The organism is Bradyrhizobium sp. URHD0069 (assembly GCF_000701345.1).
GTDB lineage: Bacteria > Pseudomonadota > Alphaproteobacteria > Rhizobiales > Xanthobacteraceae > Bradyrhizobium.
In genome coordinates this window covers 99,383-115,136 of sequence record NZ_JNIJ01000016.1, presented here as the reverse complement: position 1 = coordinate 115,136, position 15,754 = coordinate 99,383, and the positions used below count along the sequence as shown (strand labels likewise).

The 15,754-nt window shown below is 61.0% G+C and carries 14 protein-coding genes; 2 read left to right on the top strand and 12 right to left on the bottom strand.

Going from position 1 to position 15,754, the window contains the following annotated elements; genetic code table 11:
• Window positions 1-56: 56 nt before the first annotated feature.
• The 11 genes from N554_RS0110990 to N554_RS0110940 all read right to left on the bottom strand — a co-directional run bounded on the left by N554_RS0110990 (window position 57) and on the right by N554_RS0110940 (window position 12,372).
• A complete protein-coding gene (locus tag N554_RS0110990; RefSeq protein WP_029583517.1) occupies window positions 57-896 on the bottom strand; it encodes an ABC transporter ATP-binding protein in 840 nt (279 codons plus the stop codon).
• Window positions 897-1,084: 188 nt separating this feature from the next.
• Window positions 1,085-2,365, bottom strand: coding sequence for an ABC transporter substrate-binding protein (locus N554_RS0110985; protein WP_029583516.1), 1,281 nt, complete (start codon window positions 2,363-2,365; stop codon window positions 1,085-1,087).
• Window positions 2,366-2,423: 58 nt separating this feature from the next.
• Window positions 2,424-3,497: a branched-chain amino acid ABC transporter permease gene (locus N554_RS0110980; RefSeq protein WP_029583515.1), complete on the bottom strand. Its 1,074-nt coding sequence runs from the start codon at window positions 3,495-3,497 to the stop codon at window positions 2,424-2,426.
• A 6-nt stretch (window positions 3,498-3,503) separates the two neighbouring features.
• Window positions 3,504-4,397 carry a branched-chain amino acid ABC transporter permease gene (locus N554_RS0110975; protein ID WP_029583514.1) on the bottom strand — a complete coding sequence of 298 codons (894 nt, stop codon included), beginning with the start codon at window positions 4,395-4,397 and terminating at the stop codon, window positions 3,504-3,506.
• The gene (locus N554_RS0110970; protein WP_029583513.1) at window positions 4,394-6,325 is read right to left on the bottom strand and encodes a long-chain fatty acid--CoA ligase; all 1,932 of its coding nucleotides are present in this window, start codon (window positions 6,323-6,325) and stop codon (window positions 4,394-4,396) included. The genes N554_RS0110975 and N554_RS0110970 overlap by 4 nt, the downstream gene beginning before the upstream one ends.
• Window positions 6,322-7,143, bottom strand: coding sequence for an ABC transporter ATP-binding protein (locus N554_RS0110965; RefSeq protein ID WP_029583512.1), 822 nt, complete (start codon window positions 7,141-7,143; stop codon window positions 6,322-6,324). The genes N554_RS0110970 and N554_RS0110965 overlap by 4 nt, the downstream gene beginning before the upstream one ends.
• Before the next feature lie 231 nt (window positions 7,144-7,374).
• Window positions 7,375-8,070 (bottom strand): ABC transporter ATP-binding protein, encoded by a 696-nt coding sequence (locus N554_RS0110960; protein ID WP_029583511.1) that lies wholly within the window; start codon window positions 8,068-8,070, stop codon window positions 7,375-7,377.
• Complete coding sequence (locus N554_RS0110955) at window positions 8,070-8,819, bottom strand: ABC transporter ATP-binding protein (protein ID WP_029583510.1); 750 nt, start codon at window positions 8,817-8,819, stop codon at window positions 8,070-8,072. Before N554_RS0110955 ends, N554_RS0110960 begins: the two co-directional genes overlap by 1 nt.
• Window positions 8,816-10,117, bottom strand: a complete 1,302-nt coding sequence (locus tag N554_RS0110950) for a branched-chain amino acid ABC transporter permease (RefSeq protein WP_029583509.1) — start codon at window positions 10,115-10,117, stop codon at window positions 8,816-8,818. Before N554_RS0110950 ends, N554_RS0110955 begins: the two co-directional genes overlap by 4 nt.
• Window positions 10,114-11,061, bottom strand: coding sequence for a branched-chain amino acid ABC transporter permease (locus N554_RS0110945; RefSeq protein WP_029583508.1), 948 nt, complete (start codon window positions 11,059-11,061; stop codon window positions 10,114-10,116). Before N554_RS0110945 ends, N554_RS0110950 begins: the two co-directional genes overlap by 4 nt.
• A gap of 75 nt (window positions 11,062-11,136) precedes the next feature.
• Window positions 11,137-12,372 (bottom strand): branched-chain amino acid ABC transporter substrate-binding protein, encoded by a 1,236-nt coding sequence (locus tag N554_RS0110940; RefSeq protein WP_029583507.1) that lies wholly within the window; start codon window positions 12,370-12,372, stop codon window positions 11,137-11,139.
• Between the two features lie 306 nt (window positions 12,373-12,678).
• Between N554_RS0110940 and gmd the strand changes: the two genes are divergently transcribed.
• Together gmd and N554_RS0110930 are read left to right on the top strand one after the other, a co-directional pair.
• On the top strand, window positions 12,679-13,764 hold the full coding sequence (gene gmd / locus N554_RS0110935; RefSeq protein ID WP_029583506.1) for a GDP-mannose 4,6-dehydratase: 1,086 nt from the start codon (window positions 12,679-12,681) through the stop codon (window positions 13,762-13,764).
• The gene (locus N554_RS0110930) at window positions 13,745-14,701 is read left to right on the top strand and encodes a GDP-L-fucose synthase (RefSeq protein ID WP_036052898.1); all 957 of its coding nucleotides are present in this window, start codon (window positions 13,745-13,747) and stop codon (window positions 14,699-14,701) included. Before gmd ends, N554_RS0110930 begins: the two co-directional genes overlap by 20 nt.
• 69 nt (window positions 14,702-14,770) lie before the next feature.
• On the opposite strand, the gene N554_RS0110925 is transcribed toward N554_RS0110930, so the two are convergent.
• The gene (locus tag N554_RS0110925) at window positions 14,771-15,634 is read right to left on the bottom strand and encodes a uroporphyrinogen-III synthase (RefSeq protein WP_029583504.1); all 864 of its coding nucleotides are present in this window, start codon (window positions 15,632-15,634) and stop codon (window positions 14,771-14,773) included.
• Window positions 15,635-15,754: the final 120 nt, after the last annotated feature.

Here is a 15,754-nt window from a genome sequence, read left to right as displayed (position 1 = left end):
CTCGGATAAACCCGAGTTCGATTGGCGCATCCCAAAATGACGTGCTGAGAGGACGTTCACAGCCACCGTTTCCTTCGCTTGAAACTCTTCAGATTCTTAAAGCTCTTGCGCTGGTCGCCGGCGCCGCCGAGGTAGAACTCCTTGACATCCTCATTGTTGCGCAACTCGTCGGCGCTGCCGTCGAGCACCACCTTGCCTTGCTCCATGATGTAGCCGTGACTCGCGACCAAGAGCGCGGCGCGCGCGTTCTGTTCGACTAGCAAAATGGTGACGCCCAGATCGCGGTTGATATCCCGGATGATCGCGAACACTTCCTTGACCAGGAGCGGCGACAAGCCCATCGACGGCTCGTCCATCAGGATCATCTTCGGGCGCGCCATCAGCGCACGGCCGATCGCCAGCATCTGCTGCTCGCCGCCGGAGAGATAACCGGCGAGGCCAGTTCGCTCCTTCAGGCGCGGGAAATAATTGTAGACCATGTCGATGTCGGCGCCGACCTCATTGTCGCTGCGGGTGAAGGCGCCGAGCCGCAAATTCTCCTGCGACGTCATGTCGGCGATGATGCGACGGCCCTCCATCACCTGGAGGATGCCGCGGCGAACGATCCTGTCGGGATCGACGCTGTTGATGCGTTCGCCGTTGAAGACGATTTCGCCGCGGGTGACTTCGCCGTCTTCGGTCTTGAGCAATCCGGAGATCGCTTTCAATGTCGTCGACTTGCCCGCTCCGTTGGCGCCGAGTAGCGCAACGATCGCGCCTTGCGGCACCTCGAGGCTTAAGCCGCGGAGCACCAGGATGACGTTGTCATAGACCACCTCGATGTTGCGCACGCTGAGTAGCGGCGCAACAGCTTGTGCCGCTACCGGTGGGCGATCGATTTCAGTCGCTTCAATCATGCCCCACTCCTGGAGTTGTCGGGGGAGCGGCTTTCCGTTCCGCTTCCCGCCGTCATCACCCGCGAAGCGGGTGATCCAGTATTCCAGAGGCGCCTGCGATCAACCGAGAAGCCGCGGCGTACTGGATCCCCGCTTTCGCGGGGATGACGGCTCAGTAGATCGCTATCACCTGCGGACAACCCGCTGTCTCACCACCCAAGCCACTCGGCCTTGCGCGGCAGATCAATGGTCTTCACCTTATCGAGCTTGATAGCTCCGTTCTTGACAAGGTCGCCAAGCGGCGCATCGGTCGCACCCGCGACTTTCATTCGGTAAAGATCCACCTTGAGCGTGCCGCGATGATCCTTCTCGGTCCAGGTTGACGGATTGCAGACGCCGTCCATTCCGGCCGGCACCCAGTCGGCCTTCTGGTAGAAGCCCTTCTTGACGTTCTCGCCGGTCGCGCCGCCATTCTTGGCGGCCCATTCGACGGCTTCCTTCATGTAGAGCGCGGTGCAGACGCCGGCAATGTAGTGCACCGGACGATAGGCCGTTCCGGCCGCGTCAGACATCTTGGAGATTTCCATCACGGTTTTCATGCCGGGTGCGGTGCCGCCCCAGGCAACCGCGGTACGCAATGGAAATACCACGCCATCCGCGGCGGCGCCGGCGGCCTTGGCGGCGTTCTCGTCCATGCCCCAGACATTGCCGAGGAACTGCACGTCGACCCCCGCGGCCTTGCAGGCGTTCAGCACCGAGATGTTCGAACCTGCGGTGTTGCCGAGATAGGCGTAGTTTGCGCCCGAGCTCTTCAAGCTCAGGCACTGCGCGCTGTAGTCACCGGGAGTCAAAGCGAACACGATGGGGGGCAGCAGCTCGAAGCCGAGTTCGGCCGCAATGGCTTCACCCGCCGCCTTTGGTGCGTTCGGATACGGATGATTGGCACCCATATGGACGAATTTCGGCTTGCCGGCCTTGCCCTTGGCTTTCCAGTCCTCGGCAGCCCAAGTCAGCATGCCGCGAACAGCATCCGAATAGCTTGGACCATAGAAGAAGTTGTAGGGAGCGGGTTTCGCCTTGCCGCCGGCGCCGGTCGGGTCGGAAAGCGCCGCTGCGTAGGAAGCCGAAATATCGGGGATCTTGTCTTCAGCCAGGAAGCCTGTGAGGGCTTCGGTGTCGGCCGTGCCCCATCCGAGAATGGCAGCTACCTTGTCGGCGCCCGACCATTTCTTGTACTGCGCGATGGCCCGTGGCACCTGGTAACTGTAGTCAACCGTATCGACGTTGACCTTGGTGCCGTTGATGCCGCCGTTCTTGTTGATCCAGGCATAGGTATCGGCGACACCTTGACCAAAGGGTGTTCCGACGTCGGACGTGGGGCCCGAATAGTCGGCAAGATGCCCAAGGGCGATCTGGGCCTGTGCCGTCCTCGCCGCGCCGCCGAGCAGCAATGCAAGGCAAGCCGCACTCAACAATGTTTTCGTTGTCATAGACTTCATCCTCCGGTTTCCTCTCAAAAGGTTTTCTTATATCTGTCCCGTTCGGACCTCAATGCGAGAACGGGTAAAGTTTCCAGTAGGTTTTGATTTGGCGCCACCGATGCGCCAGCCCGTCTGGTTCAAAAACTAGAAAGACGATGATGATGACGCCGATGGCCATCTCGCGCAAGAACGCGATGTTGTTCTTGAGACCCAGAAACCGGTCGATCGGGCTGTCGCGAAGTGCGACGCTGAGCCATTCCATCGATTCCGGCAGCAATACCATGAAGGCCGTGCCCATCAGCGTGCCCATGATCGAGCCGAGGCCGCCGATGATGATCATGGCCAGGAAAATGATCGAGCGCTCGATGCCGAAGCCCTCATTGGAGACCACCTGATTGTAGTGCGCATAGAGCGCGCCGCCGACCCCGGCAAAGAATGCGGCGAGACCGAACGACAGCGTGCGGTATTTCGTCAGATTGATGCCCATGATCTCTGCCGAGAGATAGTGATCGCGTACCGCGACCAGCGCGCGCCCGTCGCGCGAACGCATCAAGTTCGTCACCAGCAGATAGCAGACGACGACGTACGCCAGTACCACATAAAAATATTTCTTATCGCCGCGCAGCGAATAGCCGAAGATCGAGAACGGCTCCGCGCTGGCGGGAACGCTTCCGCCAGTGAACCATTCCGCGCGCGCGAAGAAATCCAGCAGGATGTATTGCGCGGCCAGTGTCGCGATCGCGAGATAAAGGCCTTTCAGGCGCGCAGCAGGCAGGCCGAAGATCAGGCCGACAGCCGCCGTGACCACACCCGCGAGCGGAACGCAGAAAAATACCGGAATCGCAAACCGGTTCGAGAGATAGGCGGAGGTGAACGCCCCGAAACCGAAGAAGGCGGCGTGGCCGATCGAGATCTGCCCGGTGAAGCCGACAACGATATTGAGGCCGAGCGCAGCAATGCCGAAGATGCCGATCTGAATAAGCAGGCTGAGGCTGTACTCGTTGAGAACATGCGGCGCAAAGCAGATCAATGCGATGCCGGCGATCATCGCATTGCGGCTGGTTTTGGTCGGAAACACGGTGGTGTCCGCGGCATAGCTGGTGCGGAAATCGCCGGCGGGGATAAGGGTCTGACCTGCCATGATTGACTACACCCGCTCGATATCTTTGGTGCCGAACAGGCCGTAAGGCTTGATCATCAGGATAATGATTAGGGCATAGAACGGTGCTATCTCGTAGAGATTGCCCCAGTGCAGATATTCGCTGTCGACGAAATGCGCGACGTTTTCCAGAAGACCGATGATGATGCCGCCGAGTACCGCCCCGCCGACACTGTCGAGGCCGCCGAGGATCGCCGCCGGAAACACCTTGACGCCGTAAGCGGAAAGACCGGCCGAGACGCCGTTGACGACCGCTACTACGACGCCGGCGACCGCTGACACGGTCGCCGAGATCGCCCATGCCATGGCGAAGACACTCTTCACCGATATGCCCAGCGACTGCGCCACCTGCTGGTTGAACGCGGTGGCGCGCATGGCGAGACCGTATTTGGACAGCCGGAAAAACCACGCCATTCCCACAATCATCGCCAACGAGACCGCAAGACTCATCAGATAGACGGTTTGGACCTGCAGCCCGAGAACGTTCACGTTCTGGGTGTTGAAGACACGCGGAAACGGCTGGAGATTGACGCCGAACATCCATTTCATCATCGCGGAGAATACGGTGGACAGCGCGATCGTCACCATGATCACCGAGATTATCGGCTCGCCGATCATCGGGCGCAGGATCACCACCTGAATCGCGATGCCGAAGACGAACATGAAGACCAGGGTGATCGGCATGCCCAAATAGAACGGCACCTGATATTTGGTGAGCAGCCACCAGCACACCCAGGCACCGATCAGCAGCAATTCGCCTTGTGCGAAATTCACCACCTGGCTCGCCTTGTAGATCAGCACGAACGACATCGCGACCACGCCATACAGCGTGCCGACCACGAGGCCGTTGATCAGGAGCTGGACCAGAAGCTGGGTGTTCATTCCGCGGCCTCCGCAAGCGGCGCTTCTTGCCCGAGATCAACGACCTTAAGCGTGGTGCGGATGCGCTGGGTGGTGCCGTCCTGGAAGCGGATCACCGTATCGACGGGAATGTCGCGCTTGTCGCTATAGATCGCGTCGATGATGTCAGCGTACTTCTCGTTGATGACGCTGCGGCGGACTTTACGGGTGCGGGTGAGTTCGCCGTCATCGGCGTCGAGTTCCTTGTAGAGCAGCAGGAAGCGGGAAATGCGCTGCGCCGGCGGCAGCGTGGCATTGACGGATTCAACCTCCTTGCACAGCAGCGCGTACACTTCAGGCCGCGAGGCGAGGTCGGTATAGGTGGTGAATGAGATCCGGTTTTTCTCCGCCCATTTCGAGATGATCGAAAAGCGGATACAGATCATTGCCGCGAGCGCGTCGCGGCCGGCGCCCAGCACCACAGTCTCCGCGATGTAGGGCGAGAATTTCAGTTTGTTCTCGATATATTGCGGCGAGAAACGCTCGCCACGCGCGGTTTCCGCGAGGTCCTTGATGCGATCGATCACTACGAGCTGTTTGTTGTCGTTGAAATAGCCGGCATCGCCCGAGTGCATCCAGCCATCCTTCATATCGGCGGCGGAAGCTTCCGGGTTCTTATAGTAGCCGCGGAACATGTTGGGATGGCGCACCACGATCTCGCCGACGCCATGGATATCCGGGTTCTCGATGCGGATTTCGATATTGTCGGCCAGCGCCACGCCCGTGGTGTCGGGGTCGACCTGACTCAAAGGGTGCAGCGTGTAGGCGCCGAGCAGTTCTGTCTGGCCGTACAGCGTGCGCAGCGGCACGCCCATGGCTTGAAAGAATTTGAAGGTGTCGGGACCGAGCGCCGCGCCGCCGGTCGCCGCTGAGCGCAGCCGCGTAAAGCCGAGGCGATCGCGAAGCGCGCGGAACAGCAGCGTATCCAAGATCACGGAGCGCTTGCCCCGCGCCAGCGCCGACAATCCCGTTTTCATGCCGAGTTCATAGAGGCGTTGCTTGAGCGGGGAGGAGTCCATCACGCCGGCGCGCACGTCGGCGGCGATGGATTCCCAGACCCTTGGTGCGAACAGCACGAAGGTCGGCGCGATCTCGCGGAAATCGTGCATCATGGTGTCGGGCTGCTCGACGAAGTTGACCTTCATCCGGCACAGCAGGCCTTTGCCAAGGGCGTAGACCTGTTCCATGATCCAGGGCAGCGGCAGCACCGAGACGTATTCGTCGTCGGGGCCCTTGGGGTCGAAGGCGAGATAGGCCGCGCAATGCCGCAGTACCCGCCCGGCGGCGAGCATCGCCAGTTTAGGGTTGGCGGTCGTGCCCGAGGTGGTGCAGAGAATCGCGACGTCTTCGCCTTTGGTTAAGTCCACCAGGCCGTCGTAGAGATCGGGTTCGCGCACGGCGCGGTCGCGCCCCAGGCTGGCGAGCTTGTCGGCTTCCATCAGCCGGGGGTCGTCATACTTCCGCATGCCGCGCGGATCGGAATAGACGATGTGCTTGAGATGCGGCACGCGATCGGCAAGCGTCAGCAGCTTGTCGACCTGTTCTTCGTCCTCGGCGAAGACCAGTTTGGCTTCGCCATAGCTGAGCAGGTAGGCGGCCTCCTCGTCGAGCACGTCCCTATAGAGACCGAGACTCATGGCCCCGACGGCGTGGGCGGCGATTTCGGCCGACACCCAGTCCGGCCGGTTGTCGCCGATGATGCCGATGACGTCGCCGCTGCCGATGCCGAGTTCGACCATGCCGAGCGCGAAGTCGCGCACCCGGGTCTGGTAGTCGTTCCAGGTGAACAGCCGCCACAGCCCGAAATCTTTTTCGCGCAGCGCGATCTCGCCGCCATGTTCGTGCGCGTTGAGGCGCAACAATTTTGGAAAGGTATCGGCTTGCGCGACGCGGCCGGCGTAATCCATCATGCCATGCTCTCCGCCGGCGTCGGCTTATCGTCGGGATCGACCAGGACCGCGTCCTCTTCGCCGAGATAGGCGCGCTTCACATGGGGATCGGCCAGTACCGCGGCCGGACCGCCTTCGGCGATCTTGCGGCCGAAATCCAGCACCATGACGCGGTGGGAAATATCCATCACCACGCCCATGTCGTGCTCGATCATCATGACCGTCATGCCGAACTCTTCGTTGAGATCGACGATGTAGCGCGCCATGTCCTCTTTTTCCTCGAAATTCATGCCGGCCATCGGCTCGTCAAGCAGGATCAGCTGCGGCTCCAGCGCCATGGCGCGGGCCAGCTCGACGCGCTTGCGCAGGCCGTAGGGAAGGGTGCCGGCGGTTGCCTTCCGCACCGACTGCAGATCGAGGAAATCGATGATCTCCTCGACCTTGCGGCGATGCTCGAGCTCTTCGCGCCGCGCTCCGGTCAGCCAGTACAGCGATCCCGTGATAAAGTTGTTTTTCAGCAAGTGGTGACGCCCGACCATGATGTTGTCGAGCACGCTCATATGATGAAACAGCGCGAGGTTCTGGAAGGTGCGGCCAATGCCGAGCCGGGGCCGCGCATTGGGATTTAGCGCGGTGATATCCTTGCCGCGGTAGAACAGCTGGCCCTCGGTCGGCCGGTAGCGTCCTGAGATGCAGTTGACGATAGAGGTCTTGCCGGCGCCGTTGGGGCCGATGATCGAAAACAATTCGCCGTCGTTCACGCCAAAGCTGACGTCGGTGAGCGCACGTACGCCACCGAAGCGCAGTGACACCCCGCGCACTTCCAACGTGTAAGCCACTCATCCCTCCGAGATACGGCGCTTGACGCGCTCTTTATCTGTTATCTGTTCGTTGCTGTTAGCGGGCCCATCATATATCGACCCTCACGGTCAGGCCATTCCACTTAAGCCATCCCACAAGGTGCCCTGTGCCGCGGGCGGGGCTTGGTCCGCCACAATTCGGGTTTGGCACTAGACTTCACCGGGGTACCCGGGGCGGCCGTCCTGTTTCGATGCCAATCCACTTGGGTATCAGACCTCGAGCCATTCCTGGCGAACCGCCGCGTTGGCTTTGAGTTCGGCCGGCGTGCCCTCGAACACGATGCGGCCGTGGCCCATTACATAGAGGCGATGCGAAATACGCATCGCGATCGACAGTTTCTGCTCGACCAGCAGGATCGCGACGCCGCGGCGCGCAATCTCGGCAATGAGATCGCCGACCTGTTGCACGATAAGTGGCGCCAGCCCCTCGGTGGGCTCGTCGATCATGACGAGTTCGGGGTCGCCCATCAGCGTGCGGCAAATGGTCAGCATCTGCTTTTCGCCGCCCGACAATACGCCCGCAGCGGTATCTGCGCGTGCGGCGAGGTTGGGAAACATCTCCAGCATATCCTCAAGCCGCCACTTGCCCGCGCGCCTGGGATCCTTGATGCCAAGCATCAGGTTTTGCCGCACGGTAAGGCCGGGGAAGATATCGCGATGCTCGGGAACGTAACCAAGCCCCAGATGCGCGATCCGGTAGCTCGGCAAGCCGGCTATATCGGCGCCCTTGAACCAGATAGAGCCCTGCGGCGGAACTTCACCCATGATGGCCTTGACGGTCGTCGAGCGGCCGACGCCGTTGCGGCCGAGCAGGCTGACCACCTCGCCGGCATCGATATGCATATCCACGCCCTGCAGGATATGGCTCTTGCCGTAATAGGCGTGCAGGTCGCGGACCTCGAGCATCAGGCGGCCTCCTCACCAAGATAGGCTTCCCGGACTTTCGGATTGCCGCGAATCTCCTCAGGCGTTCCGGATGCGATGATCTGGCCATACACCAGCACCGAAATGCGGTCGGCGAGACCAAACACCACGCTCATGTCGTGCTCGACGATCAGCAGAGTGCGGCCTTCTGTCAGCCGGCGGATCAGCGCCACCGCGCGTTCGGTTTCGGCGTGGCTCATGCCGGCGGTCGGCTCGTCCAGTAGAATGACATCGGCGCCGCCGGCAATGGTGATGCCGATCTCGAGAGCGCGCTGCTCCGCGTAGGTCAGTAGACCAGCCGGCACGTCGCGCCGGGCGATGAGGTGGATATCCCCGAGAATTTGCGCGGTCCGGTCGCGCACTTCCGGCAGGTTGTCGATATTCTTCCAGAATGCATAGCGGTAACCGGCTGCCCACAGCACGGCGCAGCGAAGGTTCTCCCACACGCTCATATTGGCGAACACGTTGGTCACCTGAAAGCTGCGTGACAGCCCGCGGCGATTGATTTGATAGGGCGGCAGGCCGGAGATCACTTTGTCCCGCAACAGGATGCTGCCGGTGGTCGGGAGCATGTAGCCGCTGATCAGATTGAACAGGGTGGATTTGCCGGCGCCATTCGGTCCGATCAAGGCATGGCGCTCGCCCTGCGCGACCGCCAGGTTGACGTTACGGATCACCGAGGTGATGCCGAAGCTCTTCTCGACCCCGCGCAATTCGATCGCAGTGCTCACGAGGCGACTCCTTTTTCGCGCGCCACGCTGGTCGCGTCATCCCAGGCATGCCCGACCCATGTCCAGGTTTTGCGCGCCACCAGAAAGCCACCGATCAGGAGGATCGCCGCCATCGCCCATATGTACGGGTTCGCCGCATCGAACCTGACGCCGAACGCCTTGATGTGAGAATCTTCGCCGGGATTGACGGTGAAATGCACCGTCGTTTCAATCGCGAGGATGAGGCCTACGATCATCGCCAGCGTCGGCACGAAGGCGATCAGGTAGCTGGGCAGGACCTTGCTCAACCTGCCGGCCTTCAACAGCGGGCGATGCATCATCAGCAGGCCGGTGATGCCGCCCGGCGCAAACATCACCACCGCGATGAAGATCAATCCGAAATAGAGCTGCCATACCGGCGTCAGATCACTGAGGCCGAGCGAAAGCAGCGTGACGAAGATCGCGCCGATGATCGGTCCGATAAAGAAGCCGACGCCGCCGATATAGGTGGCGAACAGCACCGTCCCCGACTGCACGGCGCCGAGATAGGCCGAATTGGCGATCTCGAAGTTGATGGCCGCGAGCGCCCCTGCAATGCCGGCAAAGAAGCCGGAAAAGCAGAAAGCCAGATAGCGCACGACGTGCGGATCGTAGCCGACGAACTGCACCCGCTCGGGATTGTCGCGCACCGCGTTGCACATCCGCCCGAGCGGCGTGCGGGTGAGGGCGTACATGGCGATAACGGCCAGCAGCGTCCACGCCGCAACCAGATAATAGATCTGGATTTGCGGCCCGAAACTCCAGTCGAATACGCGGAATAGTTTGGTGCGGTTGGCGGAGATGCCGGCTTCGCCGCCGAAAAACGTCCGCAGGATCAGCGCCGAGGAGGCGACCAGTTCGGCGACGCCGAGCGAGATCATCGCGAAGGCGGTTCCGCTGCGCTGGGTCGAGACCCAACCGAGCAGGACCGCGAACAGCAATCCGGTCAATCCACCGATCAGCGGCACCACCGGCAGCGGGATCGGCAGCTTGTTCATGCCGATGATGTTGATGGCGTGAATCACCAGGAAACCGCCGAGGCCGTAATATACCGCGTGGCCGAACGACAGCAGGCCGGTCTGGCCCAGCAGGATGTTGTAGGACAGCGAGAAGATAATCGAGATGCCGATCAGGCTGAACGTGGTCAGCGATCCGCCTGAGCTGAATAGCTTCGGCAGTACCAGCAGCGCGATCGCGGCCGCAACCCACAATCCATAGAATTTGAACTTTTCGGCGGTGGCCGGATAGGGAGGCGCGGCGCTTGAGGTCAGGTCGCTCATGTGTCGCGTGTCCCGAGCAGGCCCATCGGCCGGAAGATCAGAATGAGGACCAGCAGCACGTAGGGCATGATCGGCGCGATCTGCGCGACGGTCACGTTCCAGATATCGGCGAGCCACGTCGTCGCATAGGCGGGGCTGAGCGGGCCGAAGGCCTCGGACAATGAGCCATTTATCGAGACCGCAAACGTCTGGACCAGGCCGATCAACAGCGAAGCGACAAAGGCCCCAGGCAGCGAGCCAAGGCCCCCGACCACGACCACCACAAACAAGATGGGTCCGAGTAGTCCGGCCATGTTCGACTGCGTCACCAGCGCGGGCCCGGCGATTACGCCGGCGACCGCGGCGAGCGCTGTGCCGACGCCGAACACCAGCATGAAGATGCGCCCGACGTTATGGCCGAGATGGCCCACCATATGCGGGTGGGTCAGCGCGGCCTGCACGATCAGGCCGATCCGCGTCTTTTTCAGCGTGATGAGCAGCGCCGCGAAAATCGCGACCGAGACCAGCAACATGAATATCTTGTAGGCGGGGTAATTGGTGGAAAAGATCGTGAAGGCGGGAAAATCGAGCAATGGCGGCACGCGGAAATCCACCGGACTCTTGCCCCAGATGATCTGCACGATCTCCTCGATCGCGAACGCCAGACCGAATGTGAACAGCAGTTCGGCGACATGTCCATTTTTGTGCACGCGGCGCAGTCCGTAACGCTCGACCCCGGCGCCGATTGCCCCGGCCAGCAGCGGTGCGATCAATAGCGCAGGCCAGAAGCCGAACCATCGGCTGATCTGAAATCCGAAGAAGGCGCCGAGCATGTAGAAGCTCGCATGCGCAAAGTTCAGCACTCCGAGCATGCTGAAGATGACGGTGAGGCCGCTCGCCATCAAAAACAGCAGCATGCCGAACAATACACCGTTGAGCGTGGAGATGACGATCAGTTCCAGCACGACGCACCGCTTGGAGATTAAGGGTCCGCGTCCGCCCCGAAGTTTGTCCGGGACGGACGAATTACGCGCGAACGATCAGTTCGGCCGTTCCATCTTGCAGGTGGTCGGAAGCACGGTCGCGGGAGTGTCGATCTTCGCAATGAGCTTCCAGCCCCAGCCGGTTTTTTCCTCGTCGAACGGCTCTTTTTCGGTGCGTTCGCCAAACGAGGAAATGTAGATCGGCTGGAAGAACTGATGATCGTCCTTCCTCATGTAGCCCTTGCCACCGTTGAACACCTCGAACTCCATGCCCTCAAGCGCCATTGCGACCTTGACCGGATCGATCGACTTGGCCTTGTCGGCCGCCGCCGCCAGCATGCGCATCTCGTTGACCGCGCGCGGATAGAACAGGCTGAAGTCATACTTCGCGCGGAGCGCTTTTTCGAAATCCTGCGACGGTTTGTTGTCGAGGTTTGGAATGCCTTCGCTGACCTGAAAAACCTGATGGTTGAGGTTGGCCTGTTTGACGGCCGTCGGACCGCCGGTACCGCCGGCATAGTAGGTGTACCAATTTACCTTCAGGCCGGCGTCGGCGGCGGCCTTCAGCAGCAACGCAAAATCCTGGCCCCAGTTGCCGGTCACCACGGTGTCGGCGCCCGACGCCTTGATCTTGGCGATGTACGGCGCAAAGTCGGTGATCTTGAGCAGCGGATGCAGTTCGTCGCCGACGATCTGGATGTCAGGTCGTTTGACGGCCAGCATGGCCTTGGCGGTGGATCGAACAGATTCGCCGAACGAATAATCCTGATTGATCAGGTAGAGCTTCTTGATGCTCGAAGCGGTCTTCATGTAGTTGGTGAGCGCTTCCATCTTGATGTCGGAATTCGCGTCCCAGCGGAAATGCCAGAAGCTGCACTTCGCGTTGGTAAGGACCGGGTCCACCGCGGCGTAGTTGAAGTAGAGAACTTCCTTGCCGGGATTGCGCTCGTTGAATTTGGTGACGAAATCCGACAGCGCGCCGGCGACCGACGAACCGTTGCCCTGGGTGATGTAGCGCACGCCGGCATCGATCGCCTTCTGCGCCTGGATCAGGCTTTCCTGCGGATTGGTCTTGTTGTCGAGCGGGACGATCTCGACCTTCTTGCCCTGAATGCCGCCCTTGGCATTTAGTTCGTCGGCGATGAACTGGAACGTCTTCAGTCCGACTTCGCCGATGCTGGCGCCACCTCCTGACAACGGATCGATATAACCGATCTTGAGCGTCTCCTGCGCCATCGCCGTGCTGCCGAACGTCAGCAGCGCGAAGGCCGCAGCCGTCATGAGTTTGCGCATGTCATTACTCCCTGAATTGGCTTTTGCTGGATATTGGCCGGGCTCGGTTGCCGGAATGGTTGAAGTTCCAGCCATTCCGGGCTCGGCCCTCATGTGACTTGATTGTGATCCAAGGCTTCATAACCCGCAAGCCCGGTCGTCGCCTAGCCAATAACGGCTACTCATTTGCCTGCGGGAAGGGGGTCATGATAGGGGTTTTGTCCGCCCGGTCTGCGTCCCAATTGGCAGTCGCGGTCCAGCGCGATATCGCGATTTGGCGTCGTTGGGCTGCTTTTGGGCGGCCCCCGGCGCGTTGTTGGAGTAGGCATGGCGGCTCAGGATTCGAAACGGCGCGTTGCGCTTCTTACCGGCGTCACCGGGCAGGATGGCGCCTATCTCTCCGAATATCTGCTTGGTCTCGGCTATACGGTGCACGGCATCAAGCGGCGTTCGTCCTCGTTCAACACCGCGCGCGTCGATCACCTCTACGAAGACCCGCACGCCGGCAATGTGCCGTTCCTCCTGCACTATGGCGACATGACGGATTCGACCAACCTGATCCGGCTGATGCAGCAGATCCGGCCGACCGAGATCTACAACCTTGCCGCGCAGAGCCATGTCGGCGTCAGTTTCGAAAGCCCGGAATACACCGCGAATGCCGACGCGATCGGCGTGCTGCGGCTATTGGAAGCGATTCGGATTCTCGGCATGGAAAGGGAGACGCGGTTCTATCAAGCATCCACTTCAGAGCTGTACGGGCTGGTTCAAGAGGTCCCGCAAAAGGAAACCACGCCGTTCTATCCGCGCTCGCCCTATGGGGTCGCCAAGCTTTACGGCTACTGGATCACGGTGAATTACCGCGAAGCCTACGGCATGTTTGCCTCCAACGGCATCCTGTTCAATCATGAAAGTCCGATCCGCGGCGAAACTTTCGTAACGCGCAAGATTACGCGCGGCGTCGCCCGCATCGAGACCGGCCTGGAAAACACGCTCTATCTCGGAAACCTCGCGGCGAAACGCGACTGGGGTCACGCCCGGGATTATGTCGAGGGCATGCACCGGATCTTGCAGGTGGACGCGCCGGACGATTTCGTACTGGCGACGGGCGAGACCCGCTCGGTGCGCGAATTTGTCCAACTTGCATTCGCGGAAGTCGGCCGCAAGATCGAATGGCGCGGCAAGGGCGTTGAGGAAACCGGCGTTGACATGAAATCCGGCAAAACGGTCGTTCGCATCGATCCGACGTATTTTCGCCCCACCGAAGTCGACCTCCTGGTCGGCGACGCCAGCAAGGCGCGCGAAAAGCTCGGCTGGACGCCGAAGACGAGCTTCGCGCAACTCGTCCAGGAGATGGTGGCCGGCGATCTTGCGATAGCCCGCCGGGAGGTTGCCAGTGGCAAGGACCCCGTTTGAGCTGAAAGGCAAGTCGGTCTACGTTGCCGGGCATCGGGGGATGGTCGGGGCCGCGCTGTTGCGCAGGCTCGCCATGGAAGACGTCGAACTGCTGACGGTCAAGCGCAGCGAACTCGATCTGCGCGATCAGGCTGCGGTGTTCGGCTGGTTCGCGAAAATGCGCCCGCAGGTCGTGTTTATGGCGGCGGCGAAGGTCGGCGGCATCGCCGCCAACAACGCCTTGCGCGCCGAATTCATCTACGACAACGTCATCATCGCCGCCAACGCCATCCACGCCGCGCACACAAACGGCACCGAGAAGCTGATGTTTCTCGGCTCGTCCTGCATCTATCCCAAGCTCGCGCCGCAGCCCCTGCGTGAAAATTCCATGCTGACCGGACCGCTTGAGCCGACCAACGAGCCTTATGCGATTGCCAAGATTGCCGGAATCAAGATGGTCGAAGCCTATCGCACCCAGTATGGCTCCGACTTCATCAATGTGATGCCGACCAATCTCTACGGGCCCGGCGACAATTACCATCCCGAACACAGCCACGTCGTCGCCGCGCTGATCCGCCGGTTTCATGAAGCGAAGCTTGCCGGTATCTCGAATGTGGTGGTCTGGGGTACCGGCACGCCACGACGGGAATTCCTCTACGTCGATGATATGGCGGACGCCTGCATTCATCTGATGAAGACCTATTCCAGCGATGAACTGATCAACATCGGCACCGGCGAGGACATCACGATTGCCGAATTCGCCGGCGTGGTCGCCGCTGCTGTCGGGTACACCGGCGAAATCAGCTTCGACCCATCGCGGCCCGACGGCACGCCGCGCAAATTGCTCGATGTCAGCCGGCTCGCCGCATTGGGCTGGCGTGCGCGCACCTCGCTCGAGGATGGAATTCGATTGGCCTATCGGGCTTATCTCAGCGAATCCAAGCAGGCGGCGGAGTGATCATTGGGTGGGCACGTGATCTTTTCGTCATTGCGAGGACCAGGGTGACGCAACAATCCAGTTGTTCGTTTAGGCTTGCTTCGCGTCGCTCGCAATGACGGTCGCGCGCGGCGGATTTTTGCCAAGCGCCGCCGCCATCGCCGAAATCAGCGGCTTCATGAAAAAGGCATCGTTGGCGGGATAGATGTCGGTGCGCAGGCCGTGGGACTTGAGTTCGTCCGATACCACCGGTCCCACCGAAGCAATCGGCGTGCGGTCGAGCCCTTCGCGTAACCGATCTTCATAGCCATGCGCCCGCGCGACCTCCACGAGACGGCGGACCTGCCCTAAATTGGTCAGCGCAACGGCGTCGATGCGGCCCTGTGCCATTTCGTCGATCGCGGTAACGATGTTGGTGTCAGCCGCCTGCGCGTCGTAGACATATGGCAGCACGGTATCAACCTCGGCGCCCTGCGCCGACATGGCCCCGATCAACGTGCTGTGATCCTTGTCCGGATAAAGCTGCAATCCGACGCGATGACCTCTGAGGTCGATGCGCGACAGCATCTCGGCGATGCCTGCGGACGTCGGCTTCTCTGTCGTCATCTGCGGCTCCAGCCCGATTTCGCGCAGCGCCCGCCCGGGCTTTGGGCCGCGCGCAAATTTTCGCGCTTTGCCGAGCGCGGCGATGAAATCCTGATCGAGATCGATCCGGCGCGCCACCTTCATCAGGCGCCGCAGTCCCTCGCCGGTCATCAACACCAGATCGTCGCACGGCTTTTCGATGAAACGGCGGATCCAGGCCTCGATCGGCTTGGAATCGGGCGCGTCGTGGATGGTGAACATCGGGCATTGCACTACATCCGCGCCCTGCTCGGTGAGCAGACGTGAAAACTGCGCTTCCTCGCGCGTTTCCAGGATCAGGATGCGATAGCCGCTCAATCGGTCTGCCATGATTTTCTCCAACGCCCATCGCCTGTTGTTTGTTCAACATGGCCCCTGGGGCGGGATTGGCGCAAGGGCGCTGCCGGTGATAGAGCAGGGCCGCAAATCGCGGTTCCCTCTTCATCTTCT

Excerpts from the sequence above, each read along its gene's own strand:
- N554_RS0110990 (WP_029583517.1), bottom strand. The coding sequence starts at position 896 with ATGATTGAAGCGACTGAAATCGATCGCCCACCGGTAGCGGCACAAGCT.
- N554_RS0110985 (WP_029583516.1), bottom strand. The coding sequence starts at position 2,365 with ATGACAACGAAAACATTGTTGAGTGCGGCTTGCCTTGCATTGCTGCTC.
- N554_RS0110980 (WP_029583515.1), bottom strand. The coding sequence starts at position 3,497 with ATGGCAGGTCAGACCCTTATCCCCGCCGGCGATTTCCGCACCAGCTAT.
- N554_RS0110975 (WP_029583514.1), bottom strand. The coding sequence starts at position 4,397 with ATGAACACCCAGCTTCTGGTCCAGCTCCTGATCAACGGCCTCGTGGTC.
- N554_RS0110970 (WP_029583513.1), bottom strand. The coding sequence starts at position 6,325 with ATGATGGATTACGCCGGCCGCGTCGCGCAAGCCGATACCTTTCCAAAA.
- N554_RS0110960 (WP_029583511.1), bottom strand. The coding sequence starts at position 8,070 with ATGCTCGAGGTCCGCGACCTGCACGCCTATTACGGCAAGAGCCATATC.
- N554_RS0110950 (WP_029583509.1), bottom strand. The coding sequence starts at position 10,117 with ATGAGCGACCTGACCTCAAGCGCCGCGCCTCCCTATCCGGCCACCGCC.
- N554_RS0110940 (WP_029583507.1), bottom strand. The coding sequence starts at position 12,372 with ATGCGCAAACTCATGACGGCTGCGGCCTTCGCGCTGCTGACGTTCGGC.
- gmd (WP_029583506.1), top strand. The coding sequence starts at position 12,679 with ATGGCGGCTCAGGATTCGAAACGGCGCGTTGCGCTTCTTACCGGCGTC.
- N554_RS0110925 (WP_029583504.1), bottom strand. The coding sequence starts at position 15,634 with ATGGCAGACCGATTGAGCGGCTATCGCATCCTGATCCTGGAAACGCGC.